The 16,002-nt window shown below is 64.8% G+C and carries 15 protein-coding genes; 11 read left to right on the top strand and 4 right to left on the bottom strand.

The window, feature by feature from the left end:
* The first annotated feature begins 83 nt into the window (after positions 1-83).
* From AB3X99_RS28075 to AB3X99_RS28100, 6 genes are all read left to right on the top strand, one after another.
* The gene (locus tag AB3X99_RS28075) at positions 84-557 is read left to right on the top strand and encodes an OsmC family protein (protein WP_266229397.1); all 474 of its coding nucleotides are present in this window, start codon (positions 84-86) and stop codon (positions 555-557) included.
* A 269-nt stretch (positions 558-826) separates the two neighbouring features.
* The gene (locus AB3X99_RS28080) at positions 827-1,273 is read left to right on the top strand and encodes an Ohr family peroxiredoxin (RefSeq protein ID WP_368618763.1); all 447 of its coding nucleotides are present in this window, start codon (positions 827-829) and stop codon (positions 1,271-1,273) included.
* 68 nt (positions 1,274-1,341) lie between these two features.
* Positions 1,342-1,611, top strand: coding sequence for a hypothetical protein (locus tag AB3X99_RS28085; RefSeq protein ID WP_368618764.1), 270 nt, complete (start codon positions 1,342-1,344; stop codon positions 1,609-1,611).
* A 140-nt stretch (positions 1,612-1,751) separates the two neighbouring features.
* The gene (locus AB3X99_RS28090; RefSeq protein WP_254315907.1) at positions 1,752-2,219 is read left to right on the top strand and encodes a MarR family winged helix-turn-helix transcriptional regulator; all 468 of its coding nucleotides are present in this window, start codon (positions 1,752-1,754) and stop codon (positions 2,217-2,219) included.
* A 145-nt stretch (positions 2,220-2,364) separates the two neighbouring features.
* The gene (locus AB3X99_RS28095) at positions 2,365-3,699 is read left to right on the top strand and encodes an epoxide hydrolase family protein (RefSeq protein ID WP_368618765.1); all 1,335 of its coding nucleotides are present in this window, start codon (positions 2,365-2,367) and stop codon (positions 3,697-3,699) included.
* A gap of 324 nt (positions 3,700-4,023) precedes the next feature.
* A complete protein-coding gene (locus tag AB3X99_RS28100) occupies positions 4,024-5,265 on the top strand; it encodes an ATP-binding protein (RefSeq protein ID WP_368618766.1) in 1,242 nt (413 codons plus the stop codon).
* 15 nt (positions 5,266-5,280) lie between these two features.
* On the opposite strand, the gene AB3X99_RS28105 is transcribed toward AB3X99_RS28100, so the two are convergent.
* Both AB3X99_RS28105 and AB3X99_RS28110 read right to left on the bottom strand, forming a co-directional pair.
* A complete protein-coding gene (locus AB3X99_RS28105; protein ID WP_368618767.1) occupies positions 5,281-6,399 on the bottom strand; it encodes a succinylglutamate desuccinylase/aspartoacylase family protein in 1,119 nt (372 codons plus the stop codon).
* A 46-nt stretch (positions 6,400-6,445) separates the two neighbouring features.
* Entirely contained in the window at positions 6,446-7,216 is a 771-nt protein-coding gene (locus AB3X99_RS28110; RefSeq protein WP_368618768.1) for a transporter substrate-binding domain-containing protein, read from the bottom strand.
* A gap of 121 nt (positions 7,217-7,337) precedes the next feature.
* Between AB3X99_RS28110 and AB3X99_RS28115 the strand changes: the two genes are divergently transcribed.
* Positions 7,338-8,261 (top strand): LysR family transcriptional regulator, encoded by a 924-nt coding sequence (locus tag AB3X99_RS28115; RefSeq protein WP_368618813.1) that lies wholly within the window; start codon positions 7,338-7,340, stop codon positions 8,259-8,261.
* A gap of 8 nt (positions 8,262-8,269) precedes the next feature.
* Here AB3X99_RS28115 and AB3X99_RS28120 read toward each other — a convergent pair whose 3' ends face one another.
* On the bottom strand, positions 8,270-9,166 hold the full coding sequence (locus tag AB3X99_RS28120) for a LysR family transcriptional regulator (protein ID WP_368602392.1): 897 nt from the start codon (positions 9,164-9,166) through the stop codon (positions 8,270-8,272).
* A 130-nt stretch (positions 9,167-9,296) separates the two neighbouring features.
* On the opposite strand from AB3X99_RS28120, the gene AB3X99_RS28125 reads away from it, so the two are divergent.
* Complete coding sequence (locus tag AB3X99_RS28125; protein ID WP_368618769.1) at positions 9,297-10,313, top strand: NAD-dependent epimerase/dehydratase family protein; 1,017 nt, start codon at positions 9,297-9,299, stop codon at positions 10,311-10,313.
* A 46-nt stretch (positions 10,314-10,359) separates the two neighbouring features.
* Here the strand turns inward: AB3X99_RS28125 and AB3X99_RS28130 are convergent, their stop codons facing one another.
* Positions 10,360-12,102, bottom strand: a complete 1,743-nt coding sequence (locus AB3X99_RS28130; RefSeq protein WP_069265842.1) for an IlvD/Edd family dehydratase — start codon at positions 12,100-12,102, stop codon at positions 10,360-10,362.
* A gap of 268 nt (positions 12,103-12,370) precedes the next feature.
* Here AB3X99_RS28130 and AB3X99_RS28135 point away from each other — a divergent pair, with 268 nt between their 5' ends.
* The 3 genes from AB3X99_RS28135 to AB3X99_RS28145 all read left to right on the top strand — a co-directional run bounded on the left by AB3X99_RS28135 (position 12,371) and on the right by AB3X99_RS28145 (position 15,992).
* Positions 12,371-13,339: an ABC transporter substrate-binding protein gene (locus AB3X99_RS28135; RefSeq protein WP_069265841.1), complete on the top strand. Its 969-nt coding sequence runs from the start codon at positions 12,371-12,373 to the stop codon at positions 13,337-13,339.
* Between the two features lie 95 nt (positions 13,340-13,434).
* Positions 13,435-14,958, top strand: a complete 1,524-nt coding sequence (locus AB3X99_RS28140) for a sugar ABC transporter ATP-binding protein (RefSeq protein ID WP_069265840.1) — start codon at positions 13,435-13,437, stop codon at positions 14,956-14,958.
* Positions 14,955-15,992 carry an ABC transporter permease gene (locus AB3X99_RS28145; protein ID WP_342949028.1) on the top strand — a complete coding sequence of 346 codons (1,038 nt, stop codon included), beginning with the start codon at positions 14,955-14,957 and terminating at the stop codon, positions 15,990-15,992. The genes AB3X99_RS28140 and AB3X99_RS28145 overlap by 4 nt, the downstream gene beginning before the upstream one ends.
* The last annotated feature ends 10 nt before the right edge of the window (positions 15,993-16,002 follow it).

Genomic DNA, 16,002 nt, shown 5'->3' on the forward strand with positions numbered 1-16,002 from the left:
GGCCCGTTCGGCATAATGGTATACCAAAATGCCGAATGCGGTCATAATAGCGTATCCCCTTTTCGATCGAACGGAGAGTCAGCATGGCGCATGGCGAACACACCTACCGCGTTTCGGTGCAATGGACGGGCAATCGCGGCAGCGGCACCTCGGGTTATCGCGACTACGACCGCGATCACGTGATCCGCGCGAACGGCAAGCCGGACATTCCGGGCTCTTCGGATCCGGCCTTTCGTGGCGACGCCTCGCGCTGGAATCCGGAAGATCTGCTCGTGGCCTCGGCTTGCGCGTGCCACAAGCTCTGGTATCTGCACCTGTGCGCCGAGGCGGGCATCGCCGTGCTCGCCTATGAAGACGAGGCCGAAGGCACGATGGCCGATACGCCGCAGCGCGGCGCCTTCACGAAGATCGTGCTGCGCCCGCGCGTCACGATCCGCGCGAGCGACAACCGCAGCCTCGCCGAGCGGCTGCATCACGCAGCGCACGAGCAGTGCTATATCGCCAATTCGGTGAACTTCCCCATCGTATGCGAGCCGGCCATCGAACTGGCTGCGTAACGCCCGCGAACGCCCCAGGCGGCTCGGTCCGACGTCCCGGCACTCCCGCGAGTGCCGGAAACAAAAGGGCTCGATCCCAAATTCCCGCTGCAACGTTCGTGAACGTCGTCACGACTGACTGCTCCCTCCGAAACCGCCCCATATAAATCGTATGCGATTTAATCTTATGCGCTTGACACGGGGAAATTTCTTGTCCATTATGCATCGCATGCGATTCGATCTTACGCGACGCATATGACCCAAACCTGAAATCCATCAAGGAGCGCAACATGGCAACGATCGACAAAGTGCTGTTCTCGGGCAACACCCACACCACCATCAATCACGACCCCGCGGCCCAACGCGGTGAATTCGGCGTCGTCGACCTCGAACTGTCGTCTTCGAGCGGCGAAACCCTCGACATCGTCGCGACCGAACCGCACCCGCGCGCCGAGCAGCTGTTCGCCGGCGCATGGTCCGCCTGCTACATCTCCGCGCTCGCCATCGCGGCCTCGCTGAAGAAAGTCGCCCTGCCGGCGGACGCCTCGGTGGACATTCGGGTCGATGTCGGCCAGACCGGCGCCGCCTGGTTCCTGGGCGCGCACTTCACGGTCACGCTGCCGGGCATCGAGCAAAACGTGGCCGAGGCCATCGCGCGCAGCGCCCATCAGATCTGCCCGTACTCGAAGGCCGTGCACGGCAACATCGACGTGAGCCTCACCGTCGCCACCGCATAACCGGCAACCGCAATTCACGCTTTCACCCAAATTCACTGCAATTCACATTTACCTAGCGAGATCCCATCATGAAGACCCAATTCATCGCCAAGCTCCTCATCGCCCTTTCTGTCGGCGCAGCCGCCCCCGCATTCGCCAGCGGCTACGGCCCGGCCCCGTCGTACCGGCCCGAAGTCGGCGCACCGGCATCGCAACGCGGCCAGAGCGTGCAAACGCTCGCCGCCGAGCGCGCCGAAAGCGGCACCGCAGCGACGGCTTACGGCGGCATGGCCGACGCCACCACGGGCGCGGGCAGCCGCGTCTCGATGGAGCGAAACAACCTCTTCGCCCACCATTGATTGCGCCACGGCGTCGTGGCTGTTTCGCCGGGCATCGCAATGGCGATGTGCGGCGGAACCGGTTTCGGCCTACGATATAATCGCAAGCGATTTATTCAAGTTTGCGAGCCATTGAGGCCCTTTGCCCGAAAAGGATGACCATGAAATCGACGGACCACCCGGCGCAGGGCGCCACGCCCGCGCCGCTCGCAGACTACCTTTGCTTCGCGGTTTACTCGACGAATCTGGCGTTCGGCAAGGCCTACAAGCCGATCCTGGACGAACTCGGGCTGACCTATCCGCAGTACATAGCGATCATCGCGCTCTGGGAGCAGGACAACCAGACGGTGAGCGGCCTGGGCGAGAAACTCTTTCTCGAATCCAACACGCTGACGCCGATGCTAAAAAAGCTCGAAGCGATGGGGTATGTGCAACGGCGGCGCGATCCGGAAGATGAGCGCCAGGTGCGTGTGAGCCTGACCGCGAGCGGCCGGAAGCTGCGCGAAAAGAGCCTGAAAGCCGCGGATCTCACCGACGCGACCGGGCTGGGCCACGACGAATTCATGAAACTGCAAAAGGCGATCGTGAACCTGCGCGCCAATTTGATTCGTTCACTCGACACCGAATAGCCGTCGCAGCGACGCGCACAGTTTCCGCGCGCCGGCTTCGATAAGTAATAGTTAGGACTACAACCCATATCGCGGTTGGGGAAAGGCATACGCACGTCCAATGCTTCCTGCGCGCCATTATCCAACGTCACCATCAGGAATTGATATGCCAAACGATCTTCATCCCACGCCCCTTTCGCGCCGGCGCTTCATCGGGGCCGCTGCCGTGACGCTTGCAGGCGCCGCAATGAGCCGGTTCGCCTTCGCGGAATCGAAGCCGTCGGCCGGCGGACTCACGCAGATTGCCGCCGGCGATCCGTCTTCGATTCGTCCGCTGCGCGTGCATGCGCCGGAAGCGGCGCTGACCGATCTGCGGCGCCGTATTGTCGCGACGCAATGGCCCGAGCGCGAAACGGTCGACGACGCCTCGCAAGGCGTGCAGCTCGCGACCATGCAACGGCTCGCCAGCTACTGGGCCAACGACTACGACTGGCGCAAGGTGGAGGCGAGGCTCAACTCGCTGCCGCAATACGTCACGGAAATCGACGGGCTCGATATTCACTTCATCCATGTGCGCTCGAAGCACGAGAACGCGCTGCCGATCGTCGTCACGCACGGCTGGCCCGGTTCGATCATCGAGCAGCTGAAAATCATCGAACCGTTGACCAATCCAACCGCGCATGGCGGGAGCGCATCCGATGCGTTCCATGTCGTCATTCCTTCTCTTCCGGGTTACGGTTTCTCGGGTAAGCCGACGAAAACCGGTTGGGACCCCCAGCGTGTCGCTCGCGCCTGGGTCGTGCTGATGGATCGGCTCGGCTACAAGCGCTACGCCGCGCAAGGGGGCGACTGGGGCAATGCCGTGACGGAGCAGTTGGCGCTGCTCAAGCCGGCAGGACTCGTGGGCATTCACACCAACATGCCAGCGACCGTGCCCGACGCTGTCGCCAAATCGCTCAAGGACGGCACGCCGCCCCCGGCCGGGCTCTCGCCGGAAGAGCAGCACGCGTACGACCAGCTCGATTACTTTTACAAGCATGGTCTGGGCTACGCCCTCGAAATGGCGAACCGCCCGCAGACGCTCTACGCGATCCAGGATTCGCCAGTCGGCCTCGCCGCATGGATGCTCGACCACGATGCGAGCGGTCAGGCGATGATTGCGCGCGTGTTCGCAGGCCAACCCGAAGGCCTGTCGAAGGATGACGTGCTCGACAACGTCACGCTCTATTGGCTGACGAAGACCGCGGTCTCCTCCGCGCGCCTGTATTGGGAAAACAAGCTCAACTTTTTCGCGCCCAAGCATGTGGAGCTGCCGGTTGGCGTGAGTGTCTTCCCGGACGAAATTTATGCCGCACCGAAGAGCTGGACGGAGCGCGCCTACCCCAGGCTGGTTCACTACAATCGCCTTCCGAAAGGCGGCCATTTCGCAGCATGGGAACAGCCTGCCGCGTTCACGGAAGAAGTTCGCGCGACCTTCAGAACGCTGCGTCAGCCGGCCTGACGAAATGCCGCGGGCGTGAGCTTTCGGGTGTCCGACGATTTTATCAAGGACTCCGAATGCTCACGTCCACCCCCAACTACAAACGGCCCCGTGCGCCGTCCGATGGACTGCAACAACGGGTGCGCCTCCTTCCCAAATACTGCGCTGCGTGGCTGCCACGCATCGCTCAAGCGGAAAAACGGCGCAAATTCCAGTGCTTTTCCACGAATAGAAGATCGCGCACCTCGCGGACAATGCCGGTCATAGCCCGATTTGCGGCTATTTCAAACGTGCGCCGACCGGCGCAAGTCAAACTTCGACGTCAAAAAAAGAAAGGTGATTGTTGTGTTTGCCCGGATATTCCTGCTGTGGATGGCGTCGCTGATGCTGGTGCAAGTCGGTTTTCGATATCTCGATGCAGAGTCGCTGCTCGATTTCGGCGACACGGCATTCGAACCGGCTTCCGCGACGCAGGTCGCCCAGCAGCAGGACGCCGAACTGGAACTGGAACTGGCCGCACAAGGTGCGAGCGTCCGTGGGATCGCGCCGCTAGTGTCGATCAAACCGGACATCGTCAATCTCGGCGCCGAGGTAACGCCTCATCTGCGCGATGCCATCTGGGCGCCGCATGCCGGGACGGCGTCGAACGCCTCCTATCTGCGCGAAGCCTGTTCGTCTGGCTTCACGCGCCTGAAGATGGCCGCCCGCTGGTTCGATGCGCGATTCGTGGCGCTCATGCTGGCGCTCGGGGTGTTGCTGTTCGCGCTGCGCGCCTGGTGGCTGCGGACGGTGCGCCACGATCTGCTCGCCATGATCGCCACCCTGCGCGCCGCGACGAGCGCAAGCGGCCCGGCACCCGCGCTCGCGCTCGTGGACTGCCCGCGCAAGCTGCATGGGCTTGCCCGCGCGATCGGCGATCTGTTGTGCCGCCGCACCGGCGCAGTCGAAGACCAGTCGGCTACCTTCGCCGCTTTCCTGCGGCAGACTGAATCGCGAGTGGCGCGGTTGCGCGCCTATGCGATGAACGTCACGCGCTGGAACTTGCGCGTGGCCCTCGTCGAGGACATCGATCTCTTCCAGGATCTCGCGCGGCAGTTCGTCGACACGGCCGGCCAGGGCGGCGTGAATCATGCGCCCGTGACCGTGGACGCGTATCTGAAGGACCGCTTCGTCTATGGCGCGAACGCGGACGCGAGCATCGTGCTGCGACTGGAAGCCGGCGAGGCGTTTGCGCTGCCGCGCTCCGCGCTCGTGCGCCTCGTCGACAATCTCGTGGGCAACGCGCACGCGCACGGCAAACCGCCCATCGAGATCTGCACGGCGCGCGGGCCGCGCTCGTGGACCTTGAGCGTGCGGGACCACGGCGAAGGCGTAGCGGCGAGTCTGCCCGAGGGCGGCGCGCCGGCGTCGCCGCTGCCCGCCTCGCGCGCGGCGAGCCTTCGCCTCGACTCGCATTGGGGCATGGGCCTGTCGATCGTCCGGCGCCTCGCGCGCCTGTGCAACGCGAAGCTCAAGATCGGCAATCATCCCGAGGGCGGGCTCTGGGTGCGCGTGATCGTGCCGATGGACAAAGCGCGGCACGCCTGACGCGACACCCTCCCCTCAAGCCCCCAGCAGCACGCCGCTGCGTATCGGACGCGTGCCCGTCACGCGACCGAGCGGCGCGCCGGCCGTGACGAAGCGAATCGCCCTGCGCATATAGAAAACGCCTTCCGCGGTGCTCTTCACCGTCGTCGTTGCCCCCGTCATCGGATCGACGATATCGAAGAGCGGGTCGTTTTCGCGGATCCAGTCGCCGATTTTCGCGCGGTGCACGAGAATACCGCTGCACGGCGCATAGCATTGCGCGCTGCCGGCGAGCGGCGTGGCAGGCATCAGCAGCTCCGGCAGCGGCTTCACGTCGCCGCCGGTGAGCGCACCGCGCCAGCGCAGATAGTCGATCAGCGCGTCGGCGTCCTGCTGGGCGGTTTCCCACGACACGTCGCGCTGGCCGCGGCACTCGATCGTCACCGCGGTGGGTCCGGCGGGCACGGGCTGCGTGGCCGGCATCTGTTGACGCAGTTGCCACCACAGCAGGCTATGCGCCTCGTCGAACGCCTGCGCGCCCGAGTCGGTGGCGAGCAGTTGCGCGCGCGAGCCGAGGTAGCGGGCCAGCGGCTCGACATCGGGCCAGCCGGCCTCGCTCGTGTACACGTGCATGACCGCCTCGAGCGAGCAATGCAGGTCGATGATGAGATCGGCGTCGTGCGAGAGCCTGAGCAGCGCCAACTGGAGCGAATCGAATTCCGTGAGCGGCTCCTGTGCGTCGAGCGCTTCGCGCATCAGTTGCCGGATCAGCTCGCGGTTGCGGTCGACGTCCGCGCCGAGCGTCTCCTTTGCGCGCGCGAGCAGCTTCGGAAACGCGTGGAAGTGGCGGTTGAAGTTCCTGCCGCTCGCAAGATCGAACCGGCCGATGAACTGGCCGAGCACGTGCTGGTTCAGGCCCACGGGATTGGCGAGCGGTACGAGCACCACCTGCGCGGCGAGCGCGCCTTGTGCTTCGAGCTCCGCCAGTTGCGCGCGCAACAACACGGCCGTCAGCATGGCGGGCGTTTCGTCGGCGTGCAGCGACGCCTGGATATAGACCTTCTGGGGCGCGTCGGCGGGGCCGAAATGGAAGCTGGTCAGTTCGCGGTGCGTGCCCGGCGTGGCGCTCAGGAGCGGAATCGTTTGCTGGTTCATGAAGTCAATGCGGTTTCAAAAATGTGTGCAGCGGCCCAGTTGCCGCTCAGTTTCCGTACGGATCGAAGTCGAAATAGCGATGCGCGATCTGCGCGTAGGTGCCGTCCTTGAGCATGGACGCGATCGCGTCGTTCATCTGCGCCTGCAGCACCGTTTCGTCCTTGCGCATGCCGATGCCCGTGCCGCGGTCGCCCATCGAAATCGGGCCGCCGGCAAACGCGAAACCGTTGCCCTGCGGCGTGTGCAGGAAGCCGTAATCCGCTTCGACGTAGCCCAGCAGCGCGGCGTCGAGCCGCCCGTTGACGAGGTCGGCGAACACTTCGTCCTGGCTCTTGTAGGTGACGACGTGGACGCCCGCCGGCGCCCAGTTCGCGAGCGCATAGGTCTCGAACTGCGTGCCCGCCTGCACCCCGACCGACTTGCCGGCCAGCGACTGCGCGGTGGCGCCGAACGGGGCGCCCTTGCGTGCGACGAGCCGCGACTTGAACTGGAACAGCTTCGACGTGAAGAGAATTTGCTGCTCGCGCTTCGCGGTGATCGCCATCGACGACATGATCGCGTCGATCTTGCGCGCCTGCAGCGCCGGGATCATGCCCGAGAACTCCAGCTCGACCCACTGGCAATGCGCGTGAATCCGGCGGCAGATCTCGTTGCCGAGATCGACGTCGAAGCCTTTGAGCGAGCCGTCGGGTGCCTTGGCGTCCATGGGCGGATAGGTCGGATCGATGCCGAGGCGCACGATGTCGCCCTCGCGCGCAAAGGCATTGCTGCTCAGGGCCAGCGCGAGCGAAAGAAGGATCGACGGGATTTTTTTCATGATGAGCGATCAGTGAACGTGGGGGTCTCCTGCCGACCGATGGTAGGACGACGCTGCGTTCGGGAAAAGCTCGAATTCGTCTATCATGATCACACATACCGATCACAGCCAGTCGTCGCCCATGAGTCTCACGCTCTCCCAGTTGCGCGTCTTCGTCGCCGTCGCCCAGCGTGGCAGTGTGCGGGCGGCGTCGCGCGCCCTCGGCGTGGCGCAAAGCGGCGTGACGCAGCAGTTGCAGAATCTCGAAGTCGAACTAGGCGGCCCGCTGCTCACACGCACGAATCGCGGCGTGACGCTCACGGTGCTCGGCCAGCGCATGCTGGTACGAGCGGCGTCGATTCTCGGCGAGTGCGAGCGCGCGAGCGAAGAGGCGCAGCAACTGCGCGGCGATTACGCGGGCGAAGTGGCGTTCGGCCTGACGACCGATCCGCTCATGGACGCGCTCGTGCCCGTGCTCGGGCAGTACAGCAAGCGGTTTCCACGCGTGGCGCTGCGTCTGCGCACGGGCACGTCGCGCATGATGATCTCGTGGATACGCGAAGGCACACTCGATTTCGCGCTCGCCCTCGTTTCTGACCAGACCGATACGACCGATCTCTCGGTGACGGAGCTTTACCCGTCGGACCCGGTGGTCGTCTGCCGCCGCGACCACCCGAAGGCGGGGGCGCGCACGCTGCGCTCGCTCACGCACTGCGACTGGCTCGCGACGCGCTCGCCCAATATCGCGGACGCCTTCGCTTCGAGCCGGCTCACGACGTTCTTCACCGACCACGGGTTGCCGCCGCCGCGCATCGTCGCGACGGTGGAGGGGCTCTTCGAAACGCTGCATTGGGTCAGCGAAACGGATTGCCTCGCGCTGGAGTCGTCGGTGGTCGCCACGCGCGGCCCGTTTGCCGATCGGCTCACGCGCATCAGGATCGCCGAACGGCCCGCGGCGCAGCAGGTCTGTTTGCTGCAGCGCGCGGCCGTGCCGCTCACGCCTGCCGCACAGGAGCTCGCGACCATGCTCGCTTCGTATGCGCGGGCAGGCCGCGCGCCGCGCTGAGGCGATCGTTACGCGCCTTCTATGTAAGCACTAAGCCCCGACGCCAGCGCCGCAAAAGTTACCGTGCAACGCGCGCTCGTGCGCAGATCCTCATGCATGGCGACCCACGTATCCAGGCTCAGCGAGAACTCGTCGCGCAGAACGCGCACCAGCTTCGGGTCTCTTGCCGCCAACGGCGACTGGCACCCGCCGATGCCGAAACCAGCGCGTATCGCGGCCAACTGGGCAAGGTCGCTGTCGGCGCGAAATGCAAAGTTATGACGGCTGTAGGCTGCGAACCTGGGCTGAACCGAACGAATGAACGCGTTCTCGTGATCGAAGCCGATGACCGAATGGCGTGTCAGCTCTTTCATCGACTTCGGCACGCCATGAAGCGCCAAATATCGTTCGTGGGCATGCAGCCCGACGTCGATCGCGCCAATACGTTTGGCGATCAGCGCCTCCTGCACTGGCCGGAACATGCGTATCGCAATGTCCGCTTCACGACGCAGGAGGTCGTCCGCCCTGTTTGACAGCACGAGTTCGATCCTCAGCTCGGGATATTGGTGGCGCAGCGCCGCCAGGATCGGCGGCAAGACCTCGACGCCGATGACTTCGCTCGCCGTCAGCCGCACGGTCCCGCGCACGCCCGAGCCGTGACCGCTCGCCGCGCGGCGCAAGGCGGCCGTCGTCATCGCAAGGCCGACCGCGTACGGCCGCAGTTCATTGGCCGCCTCGGTTGGCGAGAACCCATCGGATGAGCGCGTAAACAGCGTGAGTCCAAGCGCCGCCTCCAGACTTTCGACGTGGCGGCCGACGGTCGGCTGCGTGATGCCCAACGCGCGGGCGGCCGCCGAGAGCGAGCCGCTTTCCAGGACCTGCAGAAAGCTCCGGTACCACTCCCAGTTCGGTTCCTTGTCGGCCATACTTCGTCCCCAATTCAGATCGCAGGCTATACATAAATGTATAGCTTATGGTCTATTTTCGCCAATTTTCTATTGACGGCAAGCGGCGCAGAATGCCCCTCATCACCGCTCACCCGTCAGGAGAACCCGCATGAACGCCACCCGCATCAATCGACAGAACCGCGCACTCGTACTCGGCGCCAGCGGCGGAATCGGCAGCGAAGTCGCGCGCCAGTTGCTCGACGCCGGCTGGCAAGTCCGCGCGCTGCGGCGCGGCGGTGCGCCGGGCACGGCTGCCGCCGGCGCCATCGACTGGGTCGACGGCGACGCGCTCTCGCGCGAAGCGGTGGTACGCGCCGCGCAGGGTTGCGCGGTGATCGTGCACGCCGTGAACCCGCCCGGATACCGGCGCTGGGCGGAAGTCGTGCTGCCGATGATCGACAACACGCTCGCCGCCGCGGCCGCCGCGGCCGCCGTGGGCGCGACCGTCGTGCTGCCGGGCACCATCTACAACTTCGGGCCCGACACCTTCCCGGTACTGCGTGAAGATTCGCCCCAGCAGCCGCTCACGCGCAAGGGCGCGATTCGCGTGGAACTGGAGCGGCGCATGCGGGCCGCGAGCGAGCATGGCGTGCGCTCGATCGTCGTGCGTGCGGGGGACTTTTTCGGGCCGCACGTGGGCAATAGCTGGTTTGCGCAAGGGATCGTGAAGCGTGACGAGCCGGTGCAGGTCGTGCGCCAGCCGGGGACGCGCGGCGTGGGCCACGCGTGGTCGTACGTGCCCGATGTCGCGCGTACGATGCTCGAGCTGATCGAGCGGCGCGACACGCTGCCCGCGTGCGCAGTGTTCCACATGGCCGGCCACTGGGACGCCGATGGCTCGCAGTTCGTCGAAGCGATCTGCCGCGTCGCCCGGCGCCACGGACTGAAGCCGCAGAGCAAGCCCTTCGCCTGGGCCTTCATGCGCGCCATCTCGCCCTTCGTGACGACGCTGCGCGAACTGATGGAGATGCGCTATTTGTGGAGCGAACCGTTGCAGCTCGACAACGCCCGCCTCGTCCGCGAACTCGGGCGCGAGCCGCATACGCCGCTCGACGAAGCCGTCGAGGCGACGCTCATGGGTCTGAATTGCCTCGGCGCCGACGAGCGCGCGCCGAAAGCGGCTTGATGGTTACGCCTTCAGGCGCTGCGCGATTTGATACGGATTCCGAATGTCAATGCGAGTGGCTCGGCACGTCCGAGCCGCGGCAACCCACCAGGAAGTCGAAATCGCAGCCCTCGTCGGCCTGCAACACGTGCTCGACATAAAGCTTGCGATAACCGCTGCGATCGGCGGGGATGGGCCGCTGGTTCGCAGCCCACTCGTCGAGCCGCGCGACGATCGCCTCGTCGCTGATATCCACGCGCAATACGCCCTCCTCGCAGTCCAGCTCGATCCAGTCGCCGTCCCGCACGATCGCGAGCGGGCCGCCCGCACGCGCTTCAGGGGCCACGTGCAGCACCACCGTGCCGTACGCCGTGCCGCTCATGCGCGCGTCCGACACGCGCACCATGTCGGTTACGCCCTGCGCAAGAAGCTTGGGCGGCAAGCCCATGTTGCCCACCTCGGCCATGCCCGGATATCCCTTGGGCCCGCAGTTCTTCAAGACGAGCACGGAATCGGCCGTGACGTCGAGATCGGGGTCGCCGATGCGCGCCTTGTAGTCGTCGAAGTTCTCGAACACCACGGCGGGCCCGCGATGCTTCAACAGCTTCTGCGTGGCCGCCGACGGCTTCAACACCGCGCCGTTCGGCGCGAGATTGCCGCGCAGCACGCACAGCGCGCCGTCTTTGACGAGCGGATTGTCGAGCGGGCGAATGACTTCGGCGTTGTGAATAGGGGCTTCGCGCACGTTTTCCCACAGCGTTTTGCCGTTGGCCGTGAGCGCATCGGGATGCGGCAGCAGGTTCGCTTCACCGAGCCGCCGCAGCACGGCGGGCAAGCCGCCCGCGTAATAGAACTCCTCCATCAGAAAGCGGCCCGAAGGCTGCAGGTCGACGAGGGTCGGCGTACCTTGCCCGATGCGCGTCCAGTCGTCGAGTTCGAGCGGCACGCCGATGCGTCCCGCAATCGCTTTCAGGTGGATCGCCGCATTGGTCGAGCCGCCGATCGCCGCGTTCGTGCGAATGGCGTTTTCGAACGCCGCGCGCGTGAGCAGCTTCGAGAGGCGCAGGTCTTCGAGCGCCATCTCCACGATACGCATGCCCGACATGTGCGCGAGCACGTAGCGGCGCGCGTCCACGGCCGGAATCGCCGCGTTGTGCGGCAGCGTGACGCCCAGCGCTTCGGCCATGCACGCCATCGTCGAAGCCGTACCCATGGTGTTGCAGGTGCCCGCCGAGCGCGACATGCCCGACTCCGCCGACATGAACTCGTGGATCGAAATCTTGCCCGCCTTCACCTGCTCGCTCAGTTGCCACACCACCGTGCCCGAACCGATATCGCGCCCTTCGTGCTTGCCGTTGAGCATCGGGCCGCCGGTCACGGCAATCGCAGGGACGTCGCAACTGGCCGCGCCCATCAGCAATGCGGGCGTGGTCTTGTCGCAACCGACCAGCAGCACGACGGCATCGACTGGATTGCCTCGTATGGATTCCTCAACATCCATCGAAGCGAGGTTGCGTGTGAACATGGCCGTGGGCCGCAGGTTCGACTCACCGTTCGAGAACACGGGAAACTCGACCGGAAATCCACCGGCTTCATAGACGCCGCGCTTGACGTGCTCTGCGAGCTTGCGAAAGTGCGCGTTACACGGCGTGAGTTCCGACCACGTATTGCAAATGCCGATAATCGGCTTGCCGGCGAACTCATGATCCGGTATTCCTTGATTCTTCATCCAGCTCCGGTACATGAAGCCGTTTTTATCCGTGGTGCCGAACCACGCGGCCGAGCGAAGCTTGGGCTTACGGGTGTTCATGGCTTTGCCCACTTAGTGAGAAAGTCCTATAAATAGCATGACTATATGGACTGCGATTATCGGGAAAACGCTAATCGAAACCGTTCTGGTCGTTGCATATAGTTTGTCTATTGTGGTCAGCAGGGGCGGCCAACGGTATACCGAGAGGATATAACCGAAGGCCAGGGATGGCGCGATACTTCTCGTGATACTGTCCGGCCGTGATGGACGCGGGTGTAGCGCCATGAATTAAAGAAATACAACGCACAGAGCTACATCGGAGACACGCATGAAACTGGCAACACGCATGGTAAGCGGGTTGGTCGCTGCGGCGGCCGCTTTCTCGTTGGCGGCGGGTGTCGCACACGCCGAAGACAAGCAGATTACGCTAGGTTTTGCGCAGGTCGGCGCGGAAAGCGCCTGGCGCACGGCAAACACGGTGTCGGTCAAACAGGCCGCCAAAGACGCCGGTATCAACCTCAAGTTCTCGGACGCCCAGCAGAAGCAGGAAAACCAGATCAAGGCGATCCGCTCGTATATCGCCCAAAAGGTGGACGTGATCGCGTTCTCGCCCGTGGTCGAATCGGGCTGGGAGCCGGTGCTGCAGGAGGCCAGGCGCGCCAAGATTCCCGTGATCCTCACGGACCGCAACATCGACGTGAAGGATCAGTCGCTCTACGTGACGATGATCGGCTCGGACTTCATGGAAGAAGGCCGCCGCGCGGGCAAGTGGCTTGAAGATCACTACAAGGACAACCCCGGCCCGATCAATATCGTCGAACTGCAAGGCACCGTGGGTTCCGCACCGGCCAACGACCGTCACTCGGGCCTCATGGAAGTGATCAAGAACGATCCGAAGTTCAAGATCATCGCGTCGCAAAGCGGCGACTTCACGCTGGCCGGCGGCAAGCAGGTCATGGAAGCATTCGCGAAGACGTATGGAAACAAGATCAACGTGGTCTACGCGCATAACGACGACATGGCGCTCGGCGCGATCCAGGCCATGGAAGAAGCCGGCATGAAGCCGGGCAAGGACATCAGCGTCGTGTCGTTCGACGCCACCAAGGGCGGCTTCCAGGCGATGATCGCCGGCAAGATGAATGTCGACGTGGAGTGCAGCCCGCTGCTCGGGCCGCAGCTCATGAGCGCCGTGAAGGACGTCGTGGCGGGCAAGCAGTTGCCCAAGCGCATCGTGACGAACGAAACGGTGTTCCCGGAGGACGTGGCGGCACAGGTGCTCCCGTCGCGCAAGTACTAAACTTCGCTGCAAGCGGCGCGGCGTGCTTCGTTGCCCTTAGTATTTAAGGAGTTGACTCAGCACACCGCGCGCTCTGGCCTCTTTCACGGTTGCTTATGAGCGTTGCCCCGATACTCGAAACCGTCGGTCTTACCCGAACCTTCCCCGGCGTGCGTGCGCTCGACCGGGTCGATTTTCGTCTGTACCCCGGCGAAATCCATACGCTGATGGGGCAGAACGGCGCCGGCAAATCCACGCTCATCAACGTGCTGACCGGCGTGCACCAGCCCGAGGCGGGCGAGATACGCCTCGCGGGCGAGGCAGTGCACTTCCCGACGCCGCAGATGGCGGAAGCCGCCGGCATCCAGACGCTCTACCAGGAGGTCAATCTCTGCCCGAACCTCTCGGTTGCGGAGAACATTTTCGCGGGCCGCCAGCCGCGCAAGCGTGGCCTCGGCCTGATCGACTGGAAAACGATTCATCGCCGCGCAGAAGAAGCGCTCGCGCAACTGAATCTCTCTCTCGACGTCACGCAGTCGCTCGACACCTACCCCATTGCGATGCAGCAGATGGTGGCGATTGCGCGCGCGGTGTCCGTCGATGCGCGCATTCTGATTCTCGACGAACCGACTTCGAGCCTCGACGAAGGCGAAGTCGCGCGCCTGTTCGACGTGCTGCGCAAGCTGAAAGCGTCGGGCATTGCGATCCTGTTCGTCACGCATTTTCTGGAGCAGACCTATGCGATCTCCGATCGCATCACGGTGATGCGCAACGGCGAGCGCGAAGGCGAATATCTCGCCGCCGACCTGCCGGTGCAAACGCTGGTCGCGAAAATGGTGGGCCTGCAGAACGCGGGCGAGCGGCTCACGCAAGCCGAAACGGTGCACGGCGAGACGGCGGCAACGAACGCCGAACCGTATCTTGCGGCGCAAGGCGTGGCGCGCCGCGGCGTGCTCAATCCGCTCGATCTGGAAGTGCAGCCGGGCCAGATTCTCGGCCTCGCTGGCCTGCTCGGCTCGGGCCGCACGGAAACCGCCCGCCTGCTGTTCGGCGCGGACAAAGCCGATGCGGGAACGCTGCATATCAACGGCAAAGCGGTGAAGCTTTCTTCGCCGCGAGACGCCGTGCGCCACGGCATGGCCTACTGTCCCGAAGACCGCAAGAAGGAAGGCATCGTCGCCGATCTGTCGATCCGCGAAAACATCGTGCTCGCGCTGCAGGCGCAACTGGGCTGGTGGCGCATGATCCGGCGCTCGCGCCAGCGCGAACTGGCCAACGAATATATCGAGCAACTCGGCATCAAGGCGCGCGACGCCGAACAGCCCATTGGCCTGCTTTCGGGCGGCAACCAGCAGAAGGTGCTGCTCGCGCGCTGGCTCGCGACCAAACCGCGGTTGCTGATACTCGACGAGCCGACGCGCGGCATCGACGTGGCCGCCAAGTTCGAAATCATGGACCGCGTGCGCGCGCTTTGCGCAAAGGGCCTCGGCATCCTGTTCATTTCGTCGGAGATCAGCGAGGTGGTACGTGTCTCCGACCGCATCGCCGTGCTGCGCGACCGGCGCAAGGTGGCCGAGCTTTCGGGCGCCGCGCGCTCGGAGCACGAAGTCTACGACCTCATTGCCGGAGACCGTCGATGACGCGCCCCGCCCTCCCCGTCTGGCTTTCGCTCGTCATCCGGCATCCGCTGGTGTGGCCCGCGGTGACGCTCATCGCGCTTTTCGTCGTCGATGTCGTGCATCGCGGCAACTTCCTCTCGATCACGATGCTGGGCGGCCACCTGTTCGGCGCGCCCATCGACATCCTCATGCGCGCCGCGCCGCTCGTCGTGGTGTCGCTCGGCATGACGCTCGTGATCGCCACGCGCGGCATCGACATTTCCGTGGGCGCAGTCGTGGCGATCGCGGGTGCGGCGGCCGCCACGGTGCTCGCCGCCGATCCTTCGCGCGTGGGCCTCGCGTTCGGCGCGGCGCTCGCGGTGGGCCTGCTCGCCGGCATCTGGAACGGGCTGCTCGTCGCGTTCGTCGGCATGCAGCCGATCATCGCCACGCTCATCCTGATGGTGGCGGGCCGCGGGGTTGCGCAGCTGCTCACGGGCGGCCAGATCATCCCCATCGGCGCGCCCGGTTATCTCTTCGCGGGCGGCGGCTATTTCGCGCTGATCCCGTGCGCCGTGTGGATCGCGATTGCCGTGACCGCGCTCACCGCGCTGATCGTCAACCGCACGGCGCTCGGCCTGTTCATCCGCTCGATCGGCGTGAATCCGGTGGCCGCGCGACTTGCGGGCCTGTCGTCGCAAGCCGTGGTGTTCGGCGCGTACGCGTTCTGCGGCGTGACCGCCGCGATCGCCGGCATTCTCATCAGTTCGAACGTGCGCAGCGCGGACGGCAACAACGCGGGCCTGCTGCTCGAACTCGACGCCATTCTCGCCGTGACGCTCGGCGGCACGTCGCTGCTGGGCGGGCGCTTCAGTCTCGCGGGCACGGTGCTCGGCGCGCTCATCATCCAGACGCTCACCTACACCACCTATTCGATCGGCGTGCCGCCCGAGGCCACGCTCGTCGTGAAGGCCGTAGTCGTGCTGCTCGTGTGCCTGATCCAGTCGCCCGCCGCGCGCACCTTCGCTTTTCAACAACTCAAACGCATCGCTCTCGCGCGCCGCGCGCGCGCCTGAGCACGAGCGC

It is taken from the genome of Paraburkholderia sp. BR10882, assembly GCF_040948855.1.
Taxonomy (GTDB): Bacteria; Pseudomonadota; Gammaproteobacteria; order Burkholderiales; family Burkholderiaceae; genus Paraburkholderia; species Paraburkholderia nodosa_A.

Bases quoted from the DNA above. Each gene is read 5' to 3' on its own strand.
- AB3X99_RS28075 (WP_266229397.1), top strand. From the start codon at position 84: ATGGCGCATGGCGAACACACCTACCGCGTTTCGGTGCAATGGACGGGC.
- AB3X99_RS28080 (WP_368618763.1), top strand. From the start codon at position 827: ATGGCAACGATCGACAAAGTGCTGTTCTCGGGCAACACCCACACCACC.
- AB3X99_RS28085 (WP_368618764.1), top strand. From the start codon at position 1,342: ATGAAGACCCAATTCATCGCCAAGCTCCTCATCGCCCTTTCTGTCGGC.
- AB3X99_RS28090 (WP_254315907.1), top strand. From the start codon at position 1,752: ATGAAATCGACGGACCACCCGGCGCAGGGCGCCACGCCCGCGCCGCTC.
- AB3X99_RS28095 (WP_368618765.1), top strand. From the start codon at position 2,365: ATGCCAAACGATCTTCATCCCACGCCCCTTTCGCGCCGGCGCTTCATC.
- AB3X99_RS28105 (WP_368618767.1), bottom strand. From the start codon at position 6,399: ATGAACCAGCAAACGATTCCGCTCCTGAGCGCCACGCCGGGCACGCAC.
- AB3X99_RS28110 (WP_368618768.1), bottom strand. From the start codon at position 7,216: ATGAAAAAAATCCCGTCGATCCTTCTTTCGCTCGCGCTGGCCCTGAGC.
- AB3X99_RS28115 (WP_368618813.1), top strand. From the start codon at position 7,338: ATGAGTCTCACGCTCTCCCAGTTGCGCGTCTTCGTCGCCGTCGCCCAG.
- AB3X99_RS28120 (WP_368602392.1), bottom strand. From the start codon at position 9,166: ATGGCCGACAAGGAACCGAACTGGGAGTGGTACCGGAGCTTTCTGCAG.
- AB3X99_RS28125 (WP_368618769.1), top strand. From the start codon at position 9,297: ATGAACGCCACCCGCATCAATCGACAGAACCGCGCACTCGTACTCGGC.
- AB3X99_RS28130 (WP_069265842.1), bottom strand. From the start codon at position 12,102: ATGAACACCCGTAAGCCCAAGCTTCGCTCGGCCGCGTGGTTCGGCACC.
- AB3X99_RS28135 (WP_069265841.1), top strand. From the start codon at position 12,371: ATGAAACTGGCAACACGCATGGTAAGCGGGTTGGTCGCTGCGGCGGCC.
- AB3X99_RS28140 (WP_069265840.1), top strand. From the start codon at position 13,435: ATGAGCGTTGCCCCGATACTCGAAACCGTCGGTCTTACCCGAACCTTC.
- AB3X99_RS28145 (WP_342949028.1), top strand. From the start codon at position 14,955: ATGACGCGCCCCGCCCTCCCCGTCTGGCTTTCGCTCGTCATCCGGCAT.